Below are 19931 nucleotides of genomic sequence, written 5' to 3'. Positions count from 1 at the left end.
CTGTTTTCCCTATGCCCAGCGGGGAAACGCTCCGGTGTCGAGGTCGAAAAGATCCAGGACGCGACCCACGGTGTGGTCCACGACGTCGTCGAGCGTCCGCGGGCGGGTGTAGAAGGCCGGCACCGTCGGCGCGATGATCGCACCGTTCTCAGTGGCCGTGGCCATGTTCCGCAGATGCGTCAAGGTGAGAGGCGTCTCCCGCACCATCAGGACCAGACGCCGACGCTCCTTGAGCGTGACTTCGGCTGCCCTGGTCAACAAGGTGTCGCACACACCGGTGGCGATCTGCGCCAGCGACTTCACGGAGCACGGAGCGACGATCATGCCTCTGGTGCGGAATGAACCACTGGAAATCGCGGCTGCCATGTCGGAGGGGCTGTGGTGGACATCCGCAAGCGCGGCGATCTCACGCACGGACAGGTCGCACTCGTAGGGCAGCGCCTTCCGGGCACCGACGGAGATGACCAGGTGGGACGGTATCTCCAACGTTCGCAGAACCTGGAGCAGACGGATTCCGTAGATCATCCCGCTGCCGCCGCTGATCCCGACCACCACGGGCAGGTCGCGGCCGCGATGAAGCTCGTCCAGGTGGCGACGGTGCTGCCCGTTGACACTCAGCTCCCCCATGGTCATGCGAGCGAACCTCCGTTGCCTGCCCGGCGGTCGCCGTACAGGTCGACGAGGACCTTGTGACGCAGCTCCACCGGGTAGTTGTCGGCGAACGCGGTGCTCCGCGACGCAAGTAGGTCAGCAGGGGTCAAACAGTCCAGCACTTCGACCGGGCCGCGTGCGGCCTTGCGTTCCGCGTCGTCGTAGGACACGACCCCCGCCGGGATCCGCTGGTCGGTGACGACCTGACGTCCGGTGGCAGGGTGGCACCGGGTTGCCCAGGCCCACATCAGATCGCGGTGGTCGGACAGCTCGATGTCCTGGTCCAGCACCATCAGCCTGTTGATCCACCAGCCCGCGTGAACGGCGCCAGGTGCCTTGCACACCTCCAGCACGCGCCGCGCCAACTCGGACGAGGTTGCCTTGGTGCGTTGCCGCCAGTCCGGTGCAACCGACACCGCGAGCATGGTGCATCCGCTTTCTGGAACGACCCAGGCGGACGTGATCGGCAGTCCGGCCGACCGCAGCTCGTTCAGGAGGACGGCGGCGATGGCGGGTCCGCAGATGGTGTGGTCCTCGTCCACGGGTTTGCCGCCGCAGACGACCGGCAGGATCGGGTCGTTTCGATGAGTGATCGCGGTGATGTGGTAAACCGGGCGCAACTTAGTACCTGAGCCGAGATAGCCGTGGTACTCACCGCTCGGTCCCTCCGGCCAGGTCTCGTCCATGTCCAGGTAGCCCTCGATGACGAGCTCCGAGGAAGCGGGAACGTCAACGTCCACCGTCTTGCACCGCACGGTCTTCATCGGCTCGCCGAAGTAACCACCGAGGAAGTCCGCCTCGTTCACGCCGTCGGGCAGCGGCATCCCGCCCACGAACAACGCCGCGGGCGGTGCTCCCTGCACAAGTGCGAACGGCATCGGCTCGCCTCGCTCCTGCCACATCTGGCGGATGACGTTGTTGTGCTGGTCCCCGCTGACCACACCCGTCATGCGCCGACCGTCGATCAGCATGGCGCGGGCGACCGACCAGTTCGTCCACTTCCGGTCAGGGCTGTTCAGCACGAAGATGCCCAGCGTGTTCAGGTATCGGCCACCGTCTCCGACGTGCAGCAGCGGAACCGGCAGGTCGGTCAAGTCCGCGTCGTCGCCGAGCAGGACGTTTTCCTGACAGGGAGCCTCCTGCACCACGACCGGGGCAATCGGATCGTTGCGCAGTGCGGCGGCGAGCTCTTCGACGATGCGCGGACCGGGTGTCGCCGGGTCCAGCCCCAGCGCGACCGCGACTCTGGCCATCCTGGCACCGGGATTAGAGCTGTAGGCCAGAGGAGCGCCGGCCACGCGGTACCCGTCGTGGCCCAGGATGTTGGTGAACAACGGCGCCGGAGCACACGTCTCACTGCTGTGCCGGATGATCGCGCCGATCTCCAGGTCCGTGTCGACCTTCCAGTCGATCTCGCGCAGGTCACCGAGCTCGTCCAACACTTCCAGGTAGTCGCGAAAGCTCCTGGAGCCGTTCCTCGGCTCGGGACGGATGGCCACGGCTGGTTCCCCCATCGTCTACAGCTCCAATTTGCGGCTGACCTCTGGACGCCCTGGCAGAGCACGAAGCAATTCCCGAGCTCACAAGAACGGGGTCCACCCGAGCCTGGAAGCTCCGGTGCGGATCGTCTCGATGCGGTTGACGACCTCGACCAAGGTTGCGGGGCTCTGATGGGCGTTCTGCGCAAGCCATGCGATCAGCTCGATCTCAAGCGCATCCGCCAGCACCTCGTATCCCTCCCAGTCCTTCACGTCGAATCCGTATCCGCCGACGAAACCCCGATATTCGGCTGCGGTGTGCCACCCGAGTCGGTGGTGGTACAAGGCCACGGGCGTGAGATCCAACTCCCGTGGTCCTACCGCCAAGGTGTCGAGATCTCCCAGAACAGGTGCTCCACGGTGGTCCAGGAAGACGTTCCACACGTTCGCGTCGCCGTGCACGACGCCTTGAGGGAGGGCGAACGAGAGGTTCTCGTACCTGGCCGCCAGGTCGTTCAGGAGGCCGTTGACGAACAACAGGTCCTCTTCGCTCAGTGCTTTCGCGCGATCGAGGCAGGTGCGTGCACGACGAAACGGGTCGGCGACTGGAAGATCAAGTTCCGGAGGTGCTTCCAGGGCGTGGAGATCGCGCAGCAAGCCGGCCAGGTCAGCAGGGCTGCCACGGCCGACCTCCGTGCTCACTGATTCCCAGAACGTGACGACGTGCCCGTCCAGGAAAAGGGGTTGGTCGACATCGAGCGCCCGAACAGCCGGAACGGACATCCGCGCGAGCCACCGGGCCGATCGCACTTCCCGGTCCGCCTGGGCCACGCGGGCACTGCCGCGGCTGATCCGTGCTACGACAGAACGTGATCGCAGCCAGAACACAGCGTTTTCGCCGAGACGTATGAGCTCCGCGTCGCCGGAGTCCAGGTCGATTGTCGAACAAGCCGCCTTCAACACGCCCTGAGCCTGCTGAGCGTCGAACGGGTCATCCATCACAGGCAGCCACCTCGGCACCGATCACTCCGGATTGGACTCCCGCCGCCACGGTCGCGCGGTGTGATGGCGATCGATCGGGGCACAGCCCGAGAGCAGTTGCGAGCTGACGGAGGTCGGTCAAGCCCCCGGCGCCGTCATTGGACCTGTTCAGCCACACACCGTGCAGGCCTGCGCAGTCCGCGGCCTGGGCATCGCTGAGCTTCTTGTCGCCGACGTAGGCGACGACGGCAGGGAGATGTCCCATCTCCGCGCATGCGCTCTGAAAGATCCGAGGATGAGGTTTCGACACGCCGGCGGTGTCCACTCCGACGATGCAGTCAAACCGCGCAAGCAGCCCGGTGCGGCGAAGTTTGACTCTGGTGTACACGGAGTCGCTGTTGGTCACGATGCCCAACGGAATGTCCCCCAGTGCCGCCAACCCGTCGAGCACATCGGGAAACAGGGTCAGCGACGCTTCGTAGTGCCGGCGATAGCCCAAGAACCAGTCGTACGGATCGTCCAGCGGGGACAGTTCCAGCCAATCGATCATCGCGGCCGCAAGGGCGGTCGCCTGCCCGACGTAGTCGATCAGGCCAGCGAGATAGCGATCGAAGTAGTAGCCCTGCAACTCACCGAACCTTGCCACCGCGGCGGCGGGATCGCAGGCCACGGCCAAAGACCGCAGGTAAGCGGTGATTCCGTCGCGTTCAGCTTTCCCGTAGTCGATCAGGGTGTCGTCTACGTCGAACAACACGGCTTTGATCATGCGACTTACCGCCGCACGAATATCTTGGAGGGCTCCACCCGCACCACTACCCGTTCCTCGCCGCGCTGCGATGCCCAGGGCTTGCCGCAGTAGGCGAGCGACAGTTCGTCGATCAGTTCCATCGCGCCGTCGGGCGTGATCGTGACCGTGCCCTGTACGTGAACGTAGCTACGTGGGCTTTCGGGATCAAACGCCATTACGCTCACCCTCGGGTTCGCTCGCAGGTGGCGGATCTTGACCCGGTTGCTGGCCGCGGAGAACAGCAACCGACCGTTGTCGTACTTGATCCAGACAGGGCTGGACTGCGGGTACCCGGCCGGACTGACGGTGCTGACCGTTGCAATGATCGGCGCTCGGAAGAGGCGTTCCATCTCGTCAGGCTGCAAAGAGGCGGCATCGAGCTCTCCGACCCCGTACGACGGTCTGGACATCGAACCTCCTGAACCAAGATGTGTCGTCTGCTGCAGCGAACTGTTCGTCCGATACAGGCAGCCACGATGTGTTCGACTTCCGAGTCGGCCGGCGTGCGAGCTCACCGGTCCGACGAGCGCAATTCGCCTCCTGGAATCACGGTGGTGACAGGGATTCCCTGTTGGGTGCGGACAGTGAACCAAGCGACCCAAGACGTGTCCAGAACTCATTCCAACTCTCGGAACACCTTTCTGAACGAGTTGAGTCCTCGCCACACGCTGTCGGCACCCACAGGTCTGTCGTGTCGCTCATGCGTGTCGGGCGCGGCTAGAAGTTCCTCACAGATTGGTCAACTGTGGTGACTCAACGTTCATGGCCATCGACATTCACGAGGCGTCCCTCGGTCTGGCCACCTGTGCGATCCGCCACCACCGGCCAGGCACGCCGGGTCGAGTGAGTCACTTAGCTGGACAGCTCAGCCGTTGCCTCGGCGATGAGTTCCACCGACTCGCCCTCGTTCAGCGCCAGCGTGCTGAGAGCTTCGAAGTGCCGAACGCACTTCTCCGTCAAGCCCACGTCCTCGACGTACTCGCCCTTGATGAACGACTCGAAGTACGCGACGTCGTTGTGCTGGCGATGCGAAAAGCTGAGCAACGTGAACGACCCGCCTGTCACCGGGCAAGCGCCCGCACCGCGCGGCACGACCTTGATCGAGACCGTCTCCAGCTCACTCAGCCCCACCAAGTGCAGCAGCTGCGCCTTCATCACTCGCCGACCGCCAACGGTCATCCGCAGCACAGCCTCCGGGAACACCGCCCGGACGACGATCGGATCGCTGTCGCGGAGCCGTTGCGCCCAGGCATGCCTGATCACAGCATGCCTCGCACCACGGACAGGGTCGCCGGCATCCACCACGATGCTCGCGTAGTCAGGAATCTGGAGCAGCGAGGGCACGGCATCCGGCGCGAACACACCCAGCCTCGTGGCCTCACCGACCAGCGCCGGAAGATCCTCGACTGGGTCGAACAGCACGACGTCATCGGTGACCGCACGGACCAGATTGGCATGCTGTGCCTGCTTCACGACGGTCTGCCACTCCAGCGCCGGCACCCCGTAGACGTAGCCGAGCGCCATGATGTCCAGGACCGCAGACGGCTGGATGGCGTTCTCCATCATCGAAAGCTTGGCGCTGCTGAACCCCACCAAGCGACCGGCCTCGGTCAGGCTGAGCTGCCGTGCATCGCGCCACGCGGCGAGCCGCCGCCCGATAGCGCGTTCAAGCGCCGTGGCCCGGAAGTCCTTCGGCATAGCCGCTTATCCCAGACCTGCCGCAATGCCCAGCTCCTCGAACGAGACGAAGCTGCAGTCCCGGAGCAGGCGGAACGAGGACGCCGCGACCATCCAGCTGGTGGCCGGATCGCCATAGAGAAGATGCCCCATCCCGGCCGGCTTGAGACCGAAGACCCCCTGCGTGTACAGGGTTCCTCTCACTCCCATGACGTTGAACTCCCGCACTCGGACCGCGACAGCACCACGTCGGAGCGCTGGACACCGCTGCATCGCGACCGGGACACACCGGGCACAGATCGGAGGCTCTACCGAGGCCATGTCCTCCGGCCAGTTCGGACTGTCTCCTCGGAAGTCCCGCATCAGCCACAGGACGCCCTCCGCGGTGCGGTCAGCCGGTTCGGCGCACACCTGGCACAGCAGGTTGTTGATCGCCTGTCGCTGCCGCGCCGGGTGCACCCGCGCGAACTCCGGCACACCCACACCGTGCCGCTCCGCGACCCGGTTCCACAGCACGCCGTGCGCGTCCCGATCTCCCGGAAGCTCGTTGGCGTAGCCCACTCCGCGCCCGTCCGCACGCACCAGCAACGTGCAGTGCAGATCATGCTCAGCCGACCACGACGTCACATACGGCGCGAGGACGCGGCTGAGTTCGGCGGTTCCGACTTCGGTCGTCATCATCCTGTTCTTTCGTTTTCGGCATGTCCAACCCCTGCTCGTCCGACGCGCAGCCCGATCCGCAAAGCTCGGAACGTTGAGGCCGTCCGGTCGTCTTGCGCCATTCGCTGTCGCACTTGGGGCACTCCGGCCACAGCCAGTCCGGGTACTTCGGCGGCTCGACCTCCGGGACGACCAGCTGCTCGCCGCACGGTGATTCGATCCGGCTCCCCGGCAACACGAAGCAGCGCGGAACGGCGTGACGCGCTCCGCGGTACGGAAACCAGCGGAACGGCTCCGGCGGTGTGCAGCTGCTCAAAGTCATCGACGGGTCCACGGCTGCCTGCGCTGACACGGCCATCCCCTCCTTTCGGATGCCAACCGGTGAGTGGGATTGACTAAACGGCGAGACCCGGTCCGCTGACCACGTCGCAGACGGCACGCCCGTGCCACACGAACGCAACACGCAAGCGACTGACCAGCCACAACGTTGACTGACCTGATCGAGTGAAAGCAAATTCTCGTCTGGACAACCGCCATTCGCCGAAACTGGCGCGATACGCTGATGGCCATCAACTGATACTCGGGAGCATCAATTGGCCAGGTGGCGAAGTGCGTTCGCGCAGCGCCGCGAGGCCATGGGCTTCACCCAGGAGGGATTGGCCAAGCTCTTGGGGGTCGACCGGGTGACGGTCGGCAGGTGGGATCGACTGGAGAACCCACCGGATGCGTTCATCCAGCCTCGGCTGGCCGCCGCACTGGAAGTCACCACCGCTGAGCTCATCGAACTCCTGCACCCGGAACAGAAGCCGCTCCGGGTCGTCGAGGTCCCGCAGAAGACGCGGCAGTCAGGGCCTGACTCCGTGCACCGCATCCAGGGCGCCGCGCTGGCGTTCCAAGAGACGGATCGGAGGCTAGGCGGGGGCGTCCTGCTTCCCTCTGTCGAGCTCTACCTCAGCCGGGAGATCGCACCGCTCCTGCTCGACGCGCACAGCGGTACCGCTGCGGCGGGAATCTTCTCCGCCGCGGCCTCCATGACGGAGATCGCGGGCTGGATGACCCACGACAGTGGGCAGAACTCCCGCGCTCGTGCCTACTTCGAGCGCGCGTTCCGCTTGGCCGTCGCCGCCGAGAACAACGCGCTGGCCGGCAATGCCTGCGCCTCGATGTCGCATCTCGCCATCGAGCTGGGACAGCACACCGACGCCCTGCGAATCGCGACCACTGGAATCACCAAGACGAGCCAGGCAGACGGAACGCTCCGGCTCACCGCGCGACTGCATGCGATGCGCGCCAGAGCACTCGCCCTCACCGGAGAGAATCAGGCCTGCGCCGAGTCACTCGACACCGCTGAGTCTTTGCTCGACCAGGCGACGAACGAGAAGCCGGCCGACTGGATCGCGAACTTCGACGAGGCGTCGCTCGCCAGCGAGGCGGCCCAGTGCTTCCTCGCCCTCGCCGAGTACGCCGAAGCGGAGCAGCGCGCGACCACCGCCATCCAGCTCCGCACCGGCGACCGCGTCCGCAGCCGGGCATTCGGCCAGCTCACGATGGCGAACATCCTGATCGGCGCCGGCCGGCTCGACGAAGCCGCCGCGTTCGGCAACGAGGTCTGCAAGGTGACGGCCTCGCTCAGCTCGACCCGCGTCCTTGATCAGCTCAACGCCCTGGGGCATACCTTGGCGTCGGCGCGCAGCGTCCCCGAGGTGGCGCACTTCCTGGCCACCCTGGGCGCGCTCAGCCAGGTATCCGACGCCAAGGAAGGTCAAACTGCGACGTGGCCGGTCTGACTGACGACGACGCCCGGTTCGCCTATCTCGCCGAGGGCAACGCGAAGCAAGCCCGCAAGCGCGTCGCCGCGGACGTGCTCCTCCGGGACCAGCGCGGGCGCATTGTGCTGGTGAACCCGACCTACAAGGAGCACTGGGACCTACCCGGTGGGATGGCCGAGGACAACGAGCCTCCGCGTGCCGCCGCAGTCCGTGAAGTCGGCGAAGAGCTGGGCCTGTCGATTCAGCCGGGCCAGGTGCTCCTGCTCGACTGGATCGGCCCGCACGGACCCTGGGATGACCAACTGCTCTTCATCTTCGACGGCGGCGTGCTGGTGAAAGACGAGGTGGAGCAGCTCGCGCCGCGCGATCCCGAGATCAGCGAAGTCGCCGCAGTGCCGTTCCAGGAGGCGTGCCAGCTGCTCCGCGCCGATATGGCGAAACGGCTCGAACGCGCACTCCACGCACTGGAACACAGCTCGACCGACTACTCGGAGAGCCCTCAGTGAAGTATTGACTGACTACAGCCGTTCGCCGAGCAACCGATCGAACCGAGCCACAGGTTCCCGTCGAGCCTGCTTGTGCAGCAGTCTGGTAGTGCGACGAGCTCGTCCGGACACATCTTTCTTGCCACTCTGCTTCCGATCGTCTGATTCACCGACAACCAGCATCGGCACGAACAGCTTGACCGGAGCCGTTGCCGCTACCTAGCAGGTCAAGCACCAGTTCACACCGCCGCCCAGACACACCCGATAGGCACCTAACCCCGCTCACCAGCAAGAACGACGCCACGAAGCCGCCCTCAAGCTCGGATCACACTTCCGATGAGGACAGTTTCGCGCCGTCGTCCTGCATCATGGCACCGTGCGGTTTCTCGTCTCGTTGCTGGCAGTCGCCGTCCTGGCGGCCTCGCTGCTGTTGACGATCTCCAACGACCCGCCGACGGTCGCGGTCGCGAGTGGCAGTCCGGAGAGCAAGGTGACCGACCCGGTGCCCTTGCTGGAGTTGGCGACGCCGCACGAGCAGGGGCTGTTCTGGACGTTGTCGCAGGCTGAGGCCAAGACGGCGGCCGAAGTGCACGGCATGCAGGTGCAGGCGGATGCGCGGGTGGGGTACCTGCGGCGGCAGGCGTTCGAGGGGTCGACGCCGTTGTACCGGCTGCGCAAGCAGGGGCGGATCGCGTACATGCTCACGTCGTCCGCGGCTGAGCGGGACCAGTTGACCTCCGGGGACGACCCGTTGTTCCGGTACGAGGGGGTGATTGGGCACGTGTCCGTGTCGCCGCAGCCGGGGACCGAGGTGCTCTACCGGGTGCACAAGGAGGGGGCGGCCGACTCGTGGCGGCCGGCGTTGGCGTCGCGGTTGGGGGCGATGCGGGCGCTCGGGTACGACCAGGTCGACGGGCCCCTGGGGTACGTGTACCCGCGGTGGATCCGGGCTGGGGCGATCTACTTCGGCGCGTTCGACGCGCAAGGCAACCGGGCCATGATGGACCGCATCGGGCGGTACTACGGCAAGGAGTTCGAGAACGACTGGTGGGGTGGTGTCCGGCACGCGCGGGACGGCAACCCGAAGGCGGTGCGGCACTGGCCGGATGAGGACTTCTCGCACCTCAAGCCGTCGATCGGGTACTACGACGACTCGAAGCCGGAGACGCTGGAGCGGCACATCAAGCAGGCCGCAGGCGCGGGGCTCGACCACTTCGCGTTCTACTGGTACTGGAACCCCGGCGCGGCCGACGAGCAGTACGCGGCGGGGTTGCGGGCGTTCCTGGCCGCGCGGAACCGGGGTGACATGAAGTTCACGGTGCTGCCGTGCATCCACCCGTGGCGCGGTGGTGCCGGTGGGACGTTGCGGATGCCGTCCGAGCAGATCGACAGGGCCGCGGAGATCCTCGTCGACGACTACCTCAGCCAGCCGAACATCCTGCGCGCCAACGACGGGCGGCCGATGTTGCAGCTCTGCGACGTGCGGGGCATCGGCAAGGTCAACGACCGGCCGGAGAACGACAAGAGCGACGAGATCGACGACGCGGCGGTGCGGCGGTTCACCGACGCGATCCGGACGCGGGCCAGGGCCACGCTCGGTGAGGAGGTCATGATCACGATGACCACTGACAACGGGTTCCCGGGGCCGCAGCACGGGGTCGACGGCAGCTACTGCCCCGGGCGGTTCACCGGCTCGTACGAGCAGTACGTGGCCGGGGAGCGCGAGTGGTTCGGCACCATCCCCGGTGCCGTGGTCCGGTGCGCCACGTCGGACTTCGACGAACGGCCGCGGATCGGCATCAGCACGCAGGACCCGGTGACGTCCAGTGACAGCTCCGAGGAGGCCAAGGCCAAGCTGCACGCGGCCTTCCGCTGGTACGAGGACCAGTCGCCGGAGGGTTTCCGCAGGGTGCTGGGCGCCGTCCGGGACGACGTCGACGCGTCCGCGCGGTCGTCGGCCGTGGACAACTTCGTGCTGTTGTACGCCTGGAACGAGTGGCACGAGGGTGGCGTCATCGAGCCGAACGAGCGCGACGGGTGCCGGTACCTCGACATCGTCCGGTCCGAGCTGCGGCTCAGGAACGGCACCGGGTGCGTCGCCGTGCCGTGAGGCCGGGCGTCACCCCCTGGCCAGCTCACCGAGCCGCGCGAGGAGCTTCGTGAGCCCGGTCGGCGCCTCCGGCAACGACTCGGTGCTCGTGTGCAGCTCCACCCTGCCGTCCGGGTAGGCCAGCGCGGTCACCACGACGTCGTCCGCGCCCAGCCGGCGTGATGCCTGGCCCAGCACGCCGCCGCAGGTGGCGAACACGGTCAGCACCAGGTCGCCGAACGGCTGGTCGGGGAAGCGGGGCAGCACGAGGCTCGTCGGGCGGCCGTACTCGGCGTCGAACGCGGAGGAGAGCAGGCCGCCGGACACGTAGGGCGCGGTGAAGTTGAGGACGCCCTGCACGCGGTCGCCGGCGCGGGTCGAGGCCGGCACCGGGCGGCCCGCGGCGTCCACCGGGACGATCGCGAGCACGTAGCCGACGCACCACGACTCGGGTTTGACCATCGTGATCCACCCGCTGGTGCTGTCGAGCCGGCCGGAGGCGGGGACGACCGGCCAGCGCGGCGGGGTGAAGGCGACCTCGGCCTTCCACTCCACGCCGACGGTGTCCGGGTGCTGGGTCACGACGGCGGTGGTGACCCGCCCGCCGCCGGGCCCGAAGACCGCAGAGGACGGTGCCTGGCCGGTGGAGGGACGCAGCGTGACGGTGGAGGACGCCACGAGCTGGCTGCCCACCACGACCACGGTCGGGGAGACGGTCTGCTGCGGGTCGACCTGGCGGACGTCGGCCGCGCCGCGGCCGGCCAGCAGCGTGCCGAGCGGGGTGTCGAGCGTGTGGTGTTCGACCCCGGGGTACCAGTCGTCGGGGTTGGCGGTCGGGATCACCGCCGTGGCGCGGACCGTGCCGGGGATCGTGCGGGCCACGCCCTGCTCCAGCGCGGTGCGCCAGGCCAGCACGCCGAACTCGGTGAGCTCCACGGCGATCGTCGCGGCACCGGCCAGCGGTGAGGCGGTGATGATCGCGGGCGCCGCGGCGACCCCCGCGGGCAGCTCCAGGTCGACGGTGAGGCCCTGCAGCACGGCGGGCAGCACCGTGAACGGCGCGCGGCGGGCCTCCGGCAGCGGCAGGCTGTCCCGCCACGTCCAGCGCTCCCGTGCGACCCGTTCCACGTACGGCCTGCCCACGTACGCGCTCACCGAGATCACCGCGGAACCGCCGGTCGTGACGACGGCGCCGTCGGGGCGGACCTCGCGGCGCACGGTGAGGGCGAAGTCGGTGAGGGCGAGCGAGGTCGGGGTGAACCACAGGACGTCGAGCGTCTCGTCGGGGCACACCACGAACCCCGGGTCGTGGTCGAACGGCGGCAGGTCGACGACCTCCTGCTCGACGTCCTGGTAGAGCGGGTACAGCAGGCGTTGCGGCACCTCCTCCGGCGTCCACCGGGGGATGACGCCGTAGTCGTCCGGCTCGTGCAGCAGTTCCGGCTGCTCGACGGGGTAGGAGTCGATCAGGTCGAGGGCGAGGACGCGTTCCTTCACGGCTGCTCCTTCGAGGTGGTGGTGGAGAACGGCAGGAACACCCACTCCAGGTCGGCGCCGCGCACCCCGAGCACGACCGGGTGGCTGATGTCCATCGCGGCGAGCGCGGCGCCCAGGTCTTCGGAGCGGACCAGCAGCTCACGGCTGCGGGCGCCGGCGGTGACGCGCACGCCGGTGACGGTTCCGCCGTGGTAGCGGACCTCGGTGATGCGGCCGGTGACCTGCAGGGGCAGGTGGCCGGCGAGGTCGGGTGCGGCGCCGGTGACGACGACACCGGCGCGGGCGCGGCGGGCGAACGCGGTGCCGTCGGTGTCGGCGCCGACCACGTCGAGTGGCACGTCGAGCACCGCCGGTCCGCCGGGCAGGTCGACGACGTGACCGAACGCGGGCACCGACGCGGCACGGGCCGCCGCCTCCGGGTTGCCCCTCTCCCGGTCGCGGTGCGCACGCGACGGCCGCACCCGCAGCACGAGCGGGCGTCCGGCCTCCGGGTCGGGTGTGCGCGCCAACCGGGTGGGCGGCAACGAGACCTGCCGCAGCGACGAGCCGGGCGCGGCACTCACGCGCAGCAACCGCCGGCCCGGCGCGACCTCCGGTGTCTCGACGGTCAGGCCCACACCGCCGCGGACCCACGCGATCGGCTCGCCCACGACCGGCTTGCCCACGACCGGCTTGCCCACGACCGGCTCGCCCGCGACCGGTTCGGCGAACACCGCCCGGACCGTCCACGTGCCGGGCACCTCGCCCGCGCGGTCCACGACCAGCTCGGTGCGGTCGGCGTGCTCCACCACCCGCGTGCCCGGACCCGGTGCGGCGGCGGGCTCTCCCGGTCGCTGCACGGAGATCGCGGTCGTGCGCGCCGGGAACACGAGCACCAGCGTGCTGTCCGCCGCGACCACGCCGAAGCTGACCGCGACACCCTCGTCGGCGGGCACCCGCGTGAGCAGGACCTGTTGCAGCCCCGCGGACTCCACCGCGGTGTCGCGCAGCACCGCGCCCAGGTCCGGTGCGTGGTCGGCGAGCCGGTAGCGCACGCGGGTGCCGGCGCCGACCGCGGTGGCGAGCCGGGCCAGCAGGTCCGGGTCGTCGGACACCACGTGCACGTCGGCCCGTCCGGCCAGGGCCCGCACCGAGTCCACTCCGGACTCGGTGATCGGCGTGCCGGCGGGCAACCCCAGCAGTGCCACCGCGTCCACCGCGTCCACACCGTCCACGTGCTCCCGGACGGCCGCGGCGGCACCGGCCAGGCCCGTCGCCTCCTCCGCCACCAGGTGCAACCGCGCTCCGGTCGCCGACAGGACGCTCGCGGAGGTGTCCGTGGCCTCCCGCCACCGGCCGGGGGCGGACTCCGGTTCTGCGGCCGAGCCCTCCGCCCACCACGCGGCCTCGTCGGGGGTGAGCTCGGGAACGGGAGCTCCGCTCGCGATGCCCGCGACCACGGTGGTGCCGGACGCGGTGTGGTCGACCTCGGCGTTCGTGATCACGAGCGCGAAGTCCTGCCCCGGCCGCTCGAACCCGCCGGTGAACGCGTCGGTCGTGAGCGTCAGCGCGGTCACCGTGACCTCCAGCGCGCGCACTTCGCCTGCGGGGAGGTATATGCACTGCAGGTTGTCCGCGCCCTCCTCGCGCAGCACGGCACCGGTCGGCGTGGCACCGGTCAGCGCGCTGTCGGCCATCGTCCAGCCGCCGCGGAACCGGTCGGCGCCACCGCGCCACGTGCGTCCGCCGTCCTCCTTGGCGCGCAACGCCAGCCGGTTGACCACCGGGCTCGCCGACGCCGTGCCGCTGCCGATCGCGCCCGGTGGGTCCGTCCAGGCCAGAGTGATCTTCACCGGCCGCGCCGGGTCGGCCGCACGGACCTGGAACCGGCGGGTCTCCCCCTGTCCGGTCAGGAGGTCGGCCTGGTCGAACGCGAGGCACGCCACGGCCGGGTCGAGCAGCTCGCGCAACGACAGCCGGCCCCAGCCCTGCTGGTTGTTGGGGACCGGGCCACCGGTGTCGATCGGCTCGGCGCCGTTGACGACGAGCGCGCGCAGCATCGCCGGCGAGGGGTTCACGCCACCGTGCCAGCGCCGCCACCACTGGGCGAGCAACGCGCACGCCCCGGCCGTTTTCGGGCTGGCGCCGGAGGACCCGCCGCCCCACGTGATCAGGTCGCTGACGTAGTCGACCTCGCCGGGGAACACGCCGTGCGCGGCGGAGGCGGTCCACTCCCCCGGTGCGACGACGTGCGGGCGGATCCGCCCGTCACCGCAGTTGCCGTGGCTGGACGGGTACGAGCCGGTGTAGACGTCGCGGACGTCGTCGCTGTCGGGGCCGCCGACGTCGGGCCGGTAGTTCTCGGAGTTGCCGGTGACGATGACGTTCTTCGCCGCCTTGGGCCGGGTCAGCCCGGACCGGCCGTTGTTGCCGGAGGAGAAGCACACGGTCAGCGGAACGCCGTCCGCGGCGCGCACCATGCTGTCGTACAACGCTTCTTCCGAGCCGTAGTCCATCGGGTCGGCGAGCTTGCGGCCCCAGGAGTTGTTCTGGATCGCGATCGACCGGCCCGCCTGCGCGGTGGTCTCGCCGCACAGCTCACGGCCGGGGCGGCCGAAGTCCTGCGACAGCACCGTCGCCGCCGGTGCCGTGCCCAGCCCGTAGCTGAACCCGGCACCGTCGCGTTCGGTCCGGTACGCCCCGGCCGCGTGACCCGCGACCATGGTGGCGTGCCAGTCCTTGCGGCCACCGGCGAGGTCCTCGGCCCGGCTGGCGAACGCGGGGTGGCCGACGTCGACACCGCCGTCGACGATGCCGATCACCGCACCGGAGCCGTCGACGTGGTGCGCGGTCAGCCACTCGTCGTAGGAACCGTGCGGCCGCCCGGCGAGGTCGAGCTGCCCGGCCACGACGAGCCCGGCGACCTCGTCCTCCTGCTCGGCGTCGCCGAACGACTCCACCGACAGCACCACCGGCAGCGCCAGCAGCCGGTCCAGCCCTTCGGCGCCGACACGGGCGCGGACCCGCACGCGTTGCTCGTCGAGCACGTCGTTGCCCGCACCGGGCACCAGCTCCACGACGGCGCCGACCGCGGCGACCACCCGTGCGCGTTCCCGCGGGGCGGCGGCGAGCACCACGACCGCGTCCTCGCCGTCCTCGGCCAGCAGCGGCGGTGCGGTCTTGAGCGCGCCGGTCAGCTCGGTCACCGACCGGATCGCCGGGTCGCCCTCGCTGGTGCGCACCGCCTCGGGCAGCGCGGCGAGGTCGCTGCGCCGTCCCCGCACGAGGTAGCTGTTCTCCGGCTGGTAGCCCAGCAGCACGACACCGCGGTCGCGGACCTCGGCCAGCCACCGCAGGTCCGGTGGTGCGACGAACTCGACGTAGGCGGCGACGTCGGGCTCGTCCTCCGGCGCGGGGTGGCCCAGCGCCTGCCGGATCGACCGGCGCGCGGCCGAGACGGCGGTGCGGTTCGCCCTGGCCGGCAACCGGAGACCGCCCGTGCCGACGTGGTCGCCGTCCCGCGGCCGGTCGGCCGCGGTGGCCACCTCGACCACCGCGGCACCGTTGCCGTAGGAGTGCACGAGCCGTTCGCCGGGCTGTGGTGCGTGTGCGGGCACCAGATAGGTGTGCGGCATCGTGCCCTCCTCCGTGGCCAGCCGGATCAGACGGTGAGCGTCGTCCGGATGGTGTCGACGTACTCGCCGCTGCCGTCGAGGCGGACCTCGACGTCGCGGCTCTCCTTCTCGAACGCGCTCCAGTCGTCCGACGGGCGCAGTCGCACCTGCCGTGACGTCCCGTCGGCCAGCCGCACCCACAGCGAGGTGCCGCCGCGGCCGTACTCGACGCCGACGGTCCAGCCGCGGATCAGCTCACCAGGACGACCGGGCGCCGCCGGGCGGCCCGACTCCGGCCGGGGCTTCTCCGGGCGCGGCTGCTCCGGTTGCGGCCGCTTCATGCCCTCTGGGCGACGGGCGGGCAACGGCCTGGGCCTGTGCGGTTTCGTCTCCTGGTCGGGGCGCTTCGGCGTGAGGTCCACGACGATCGGCCTGGCCTGACCGCGCACCAGGGCGAGCGCGACGTCACCGGCCTCCGGCAGCTGGGTCTCGCTGGTGACCAGCCGGACCGCGCCGGTGGTGAGGTCGGCGAGGATGAACACCGCGGTGTCGGACGGCGGGATCACCGTCTCCGGTGCCCGCCGGATGCGGCCGCCGATCTGGCCGAACGCGCTGAACTTCGCGACACCCGGCCGGCCCTGCAGGTCGAGCGGGTAGGCGAAGTTGACCGGTGTCGCGGTGTCGAGGCGGGCCGAGTCGCGCAGCGGCGCGCTCAGGTGCGGCCCCTCGTAGCTGACGTTGAGGACCAGGAAGTCCTCCGCCGGTGTGGTCGGGTTGAGGACGATGCGCCCGTTCTCGGTGACGAACAGGTAGATCTCGGTGCGCCCGACCGACGCGGAGGCCTTGATGACCATCTGGTCACCGCCCTCGCCGACGGTGCGCCGCTGCACGTCCTTGACGATCGGCCACCGCGGTGTCGCGAAGTTGAGCTGCGTGACGCAGTTGACGACGACGTCGCCGGGCCGGGTGCTGACCACGGTGTAGCGCTCGGTGCCGCCCTCCTTGCCGAACACCGGTGCCCGCGGGATGGAGCCCTCGCTGTAGCTCAGCGACACCGAGGCGCTCTCCAGCTGCTCGTCCGCGTCGACCAGGACGACCGAGTCGAACGCCTGCTGTGCGGGCACGTTCGTCAGGCACGCCGGGTCCAGGCCGCTGAACAGGGCCGCCAGCGAGATGTCCATGGTCTGGGTGAGCCAGGTGGTGCCGCGGAACTCGATGCGCTGGGTGAAGTCGATCGCGTCGGACTGCTGCTTCCACTTGAGCGCGAAGCCGGCGCCACCGAAGAACCCGCCGCCGTGCTCGGCCTGGGCGGGCGCCACCTCCGGCATCGGCGCGAAGATCTGCTCGAACAGGATCTTCTGCGCCTGCTGGGAGAACGTCTTCACCATCTCCTGGCGCAGCGCCTCCAGGTCCGGCGGCAGGCCCTGGTTGAAGAACACGACCTCGACGGTGCCGTTGCGGGTCAGCTCGTCCCACGCGGACTCGATCTTGGCGCTGCCGCCGAAGAAGAACCCGTTGTAGCTCACGTCGAGCGCGGCCGAGAAGTGCTCGAACATGCGGCGCCCGTGCACCCGCACCTCGGCGCCGATGTCGGGCATCCGGCGCAGGTACTCGTAGCTGATCGTGATGTCGCCGTTGATCCCGGTGCCGGTGCGGATGCCCTGCGCCCACTCCAGCGCGCCGACCTCGGTCAGGTTCGCCATGAACGACAGCGACCCGCCGGGCGTGCCGACGTCGCGCTCGTTGTGGGCCTGGTCGGAGGCACCCGCGATGGTGGGCAGGTTGAGCCGCGCCTTGCCCTTCTGCGTGGTGAGCGGGTGGAACCGGACCAGGTTCGGGTCGGCGATGCCCTGGGCCGCGACGAGCGCCTTGGCCTGGTCGATCGTCGCCGCGTCCATCGTCGGCGTGGTGTTGACGGCGATCGTCGCCGCACCACTGGCGATCTTGATGCTGCCGTCGGGCTGCTGCGTGGTGTAGGTGGTGACCGCGACCCCGGGCTTGCCCCGGTCGTCGAGCATCAGCCGCGGCTGTCTGGCGACGTAGAGCACCAGGTTGGGCTGGTCGCAGTTGTAGAGCGTGTAGTTGCCCGCCGTGCCGAGCGCTCCGGACAGGCTGACCGGGACGCTCTCGGTGAGGAAGGTTGCCATGGTCGTTTCTCCTCGTGTCGGATGCCTGGCGATCAGCCGTGCACCAGCGCGGTCTCGGCTCCGGCGCCGAACTCGCGGTCGAACCGGGTGAAGGTGATGTGCTCGGCGGTGCCTGCGAACGGCGGCCACGGGTCGTTGACCCGCACCGAGGTCCCCTCCGGGGTGCCGTCGCCGTCGATCCCGCAGACGACGACGCCCCGGTGCGGCGCGTCCGGCCGGACCGCCCAGACCGGGCCCCACTCCCGCAGCAGCGCCGCCCAGTCGCGCGGGGACAGGCCGGTCACGCGTTCCTCGGCCAGCCGCCACGTGCCGACCGCCGCGCGGATGCGCTGCCACGGGTAGGAGGTGTCGAGGTCGAGGCCGGCGTCGGCCGCGACCTGTGCGGGGGTGATGGCCTCGTGCTCGCGGGCTTCGACCAGCGCCGCCAGTGCCGCCGCCCAGCCGGACGTGGTGGTCGGCTGCGGCACCAGCGCCACGGGCACGGTCACCGAGACGGGCCGGCCGACTTCGGCGTCCGGCGGGACCTGCCTGCGCACCAGCGGTGTGCCGAGCGGCCGGTCGACCACCTCGTCGCCGGCCTCGTCGCCGGTGAGGACGCGCAGTGATCCGTTCTGCACCAGCAGCAGCACGACACGGGTGTCGGCCGGGAGCTCGCGAGAACCCTGGACGAGCTGTCCGCCCACGGAACCGGCGACGATCACCGTGCAGAGGGCGTGCCGGTCTCCGGTCGCCGGGTAGTGGACCGTCACCGCGCCGTCCGGTGCGAGGGTGGCCGACCAGACGGTGTTGCCGCACTTGGCGGTCAGGCTGACCACGTCGTCCGCACGCCCGGCGGGCCGGTCGTCGTCGAAGACCGCCAGGAAGATCTCCTGCTTCACCAGCCACTGCTCCGGGCGCACGTGGACGTGGGGTGATCCGGGCTCGGTGGTCTCGTGCACCGACACCACGGGCAGGTGCGGCGCGCTGAAGACGATCTGGGTGCGGTGCTCGACGGTGAGCTGCGCGGGGTGCTCGGTCGTGACCGTGGTCGTGCGGGTGCCGCCGGCCCTGTCGAAGGTCAGCACCGCCGGTGGCCGCAGGTCGCCGAAGTCCAGCGACACCGACACCGACGCCACGAGCTCGCACGGCTGAACGGTCACCTGCACGGGCACCGACACCGCGGCATCAACGTCGCGCACCACGCTGGAGTTCAGTCGTGCCAACAACTCCGCGACGCCCACCACCGTCGTCCCGGTGAGCCAGGTCAGCCCGCCGACCGTGACGCTCAACGGCAGGTCCGGCACGTCGGCGGCCCGTTTCCAGCGCAGCACGCAGATCGGCGGGCCGGTGGTGGCCTCCTGCCGGACGGCGAACATCAGGTCGAACAGGTTCTCCCTGATCTGGTCGACGAGGGCGTCCCTGGCGGCGAGCAGATCGCCCGCCGGTGAGCCGCTGAACGTGACCTCGACCGCGCCGGTGCGCACGAGCTCGGCCCACGCCGCCCGGATCTCCCCGGTGGTGCCGGAGATCTCGCCGTCCTCCGCTCTGGTGAGCACCGCCGCCAGTCCGTTGTAGACCTTGCGGCCGTGCAACCGGACGACGGACGTGGCCGGTGGCATCAGCCGCGGGTACGAACAGGTCAGGGTGATCGTTCCGGCTACCGGGCCCTTGTCCGTGATCGCCGCCGCCCACCGGTCGGCCTCGGCCGCGGCGAGCTCGACCTGCACCGTGGTGCCGGTCGTCGTGGTGCGGACCGCGTCGACCTCCGCGGACAGCGCGGCGTCGCGCACCGGCATCGGCGCGTAACGGGGGTCCTCGCCGAGGTAGCCGTCGGCGCGGATCGCCCGCGTCCAGGTGTCCTGCAACGACAGCAGCACCGCCGGGTCTTCGGTGAGGCTGCCGGAGAACTCGAAGGTGGCCGCTCCCCCGGTGGTCTGGAAACCGGTGCCCGTCCACTCCCGGTAGCGGGTGACGGTGGCGATGGGCCGTCGTTGCGAGTCCACGGCGAACCGCAGCTCCGTGCGCTGGTAGAGCAGCACCTGCGGTTCCGTGCTCGCCCAGATCCGGTAGCCGCCGACGTCCCAGTGGGCGGCGTCCGCGGCGACCGCGGTCAGCGTCTGCGTCGGGGCGCTCATGAC

General features: G+C 69.7%; 15 protein-coding genes. 3 read left to right on the top strand and 12 right to left on the bottom strand.

Features of this window, described 5'->3' with window-relative positions; all coding sequences use genetic code 11:
* Positions 1 to 9 precede the first annotated feature (9 nt).
* The 8 genes from AB0A63_RS20275 to AB0A63_RS20240 all read right to left on the bottom strand — a co-directional run bounded on the left by AB0A63_RS20275 (position 10) and on the right by AB0A63_RS20240 (position 6556).
* A complete protein-coding gene (locus AB0A63_RS20275) occupies positions 10 to 633 on the bottom strand; it encodes a UbiX family flavin prenyltransferase (RefSeq protein WP_360393361.1) in 624 nt (207 codons plus the stop codon).
* The gene (locus AB0A63_RS20270; RefSeq protein ID WP_360393359.1) at positions 630 to 2150 is read right to left on the bottom strand and encodes a UbiD family decarboxylase; all 1521 of its coding nucleotides are present in this window, start codon (positions 2148 to 2150) and stop codon (positions 630 to 632) included. Before AB0A63_RS20270 ends, AB0A63_RS20275 begins: the two co-directional genes overlap by 4 nt.
* An 81-nt stretch (positions 2151 to 2231) precedes the next feature.
* Positions 2232 to 3128 carry an aminoglycoside phosphotransferase family protein gene (locus tag AB0A63_RS20265; RefSeq protein WP_360393357.1) on the bottom strand — a complete coding sequence of 299 codons (897 nt, stop codon included), beginning with the start codon at positions 3126 to 3128 and terminating at the stop codon, positions 2232 to 2234.
* Entirely contained in the window at positions 3121 to 3876 is a 756-nt protein-coding gene (locus AB0A63_RS20260) for an HAD family hydrolase (protein ID WP_360393355.1), read from the bottom strand. The genes AB0A63_RS20265 and AB0A63_RS20260 overlap by 8 nt, the downstream gene beginning before the upstream one ends.
* A 5-nt stretch (positions 3877 to 3881) precedes the next feature.
* Positions 3882 to 4307, bottom strand: coding sequence for a PPOX class F420-dependent oxidoreductase (locus tag AB0A63_RS20255; protein WP_360393352.1), 426 nt, complete (start codon positions 4305 to 4307; stop codon positions 3882 to 3884).
* Between the two features lie 442 nt (positions 4308 to 4749).
* Positions 4750 to 5595, bottom strand: a complete 846-nt coding sequence (locus AB0A63_RS20250) for a helix-turn-helix transcriptional regulator (RefSeq protein ID WP_360393349.1) — start codon at positions 5593 to 5595, stop codon at positions 4750 to 4752.
* Between the two features lie 6 nt (positions 5596 to 5601).
* Positions 5602 to 6252 (bottom strand): hypothetical protein, encoded by a 651-nt coding sequence (locus tag AB0A63_RS20245; protein ID WP_360393346.1) that lies wholly within the window; start codon positions 6250 to 6252, stop codon positions 5602 to 5604.
* Positions 6182 to 6556, bottom strand: coding sequence for a zinc finger protein (locus AB0A63_RS20240; protein ID WP_360393741.1), 375 nt, complete (start codon positions 6554 to 6556; stop codon positions 6182 to 6184). Before AB0A63_RS20240 ends, AB0A63_RS20245 begins: the two co-directional genes overlap by 71 nt.
* A 271-nt stretch (positions 6557 to 6827) precedes the next feature.
* On the opposite strand from AB0A63_RS20240, the gene AB0A63_RS20235 reads away from it, so the two are divergent.
* The 3 genes from AB0A63_RS20235 to AB0A63_RS20225 all read left to right on the top strand — a co-directional run bounded on the left by AB0A63_RS20235 (position 6828) and on the right by AB0A63_RS20225 (position 10598).
* Entirely contained in the window at positions 6828 to 8021 is a 1194-nt protein-coding gene (locus AB0A63_RS20235; protein WP_360393343.1) for a helix-turn-helix transcriptional regulator, read from the top strand.
* Positions 8009 to 8509, top strand: a complete 501-nt coding sequence (locus tag AB0A63_RS20230; RefSeq protein WP_360393340.1) for an NUDIX hydrolase — start codon at positions 8009 to 8011, stop codon at positions 8507 to 8509. The genes AB0A63_RS20235 and AB0A63_RS20230 overlap by 13 nt, the downstream gene beginning before the upstream one ends.
* Positions 8510 to 8864: 355 nt before the next feature.
* The gene (locus AB0A63_RS20225; protein ID WP_360393338.1) at positions 8865 to 10598 is read left to right on the top strand and encodes a glycoside hydrolase family 99-like domain-containing protein; all 1734 of its coding nucleotides are present in this window, start codon (positions 8865 to 8867) and stop codon (positions 10596 to 10598) included.
* Positions 10599 to 10607: 9 nt separating this feature from the next.
* On the opposite strand, the gene AB0A63_RS20220 is transcribed toward AB0A63_RS20225, so the two are convergent.
* The 4 genes from AB0A63_RS20220 to AB0A63_RS20205 are packed head-to-tail and all read right to left on the bottom strand — an operon-like array spanning position 10608 to position 19928.
* A complete protein-coding gene (locus tag AB0A63_RS20220) occupies positions 10608 to 12074 on the bottom strand; it encodes a hypothetical protein (RefSeq protein WP_360393335.1) in 1467 nt (488 codons plus the stop codon).
* The gene (locus tag AB0A63_RS20215) at positions 12071 to 15688 is read right to left on the bottom strand and encodes a S8 family serine peptidase (RefSeq protein ID WP_360393332.1); all 3618 of its coding nucleotides are present in this window, start codon (positions 15686 to 15688) and stop codon (positions 12071 to 12073) included. The genes AB0A63_RS20220 and AB0A63_RS20215 overlap by 4 nt, the downstream gene beginning before the upstream one ends.
* A 26-nt stretch (positions 15689 to 15714) precedes the next feature.
* On the bottom strand, positions 15715 to 17814 hold the full coding sequence (locus AB0A63_RS20210; RefSeq protein WP_360393329.1) for a hypothetical protein: 2100 nt from the start codon (positions 17812 to 17814) through the stop codon (positions 15715 to 15717).
* 32 nt (positions 17815 to 17846) lie between these two features.
* Positions 17847 to 19928 carry a papain-like cysteine protease family protein gene (locus AB0A63_RS20205; RefSeq protein ID WP_360393326.1) on the bottom strand — a complete coding sequence of 694 codons (2082 nt, stop codon included), beginning with the start codon at positions 19926 to 19928 and terminating at the stop codon, positions 17847 to 17849.
* Between the last annotated feature and the right edge of the window lie 3 nt (positions 19929 to 19931).

Origin of the sequence: Lentzea sp. NPDC042327 (assembly GCF_040647275.1) — a bacterium.
GTDB lineage: Bacteria > Actinomycetota > Actinomycetes > Mycobacteriales > Pseudonocardiaceae > Lentzea.
Note: the sequence above shows the minus strand (reverse complement) of the source record. Positions and strands in the feature narration are given on the sequence as shown.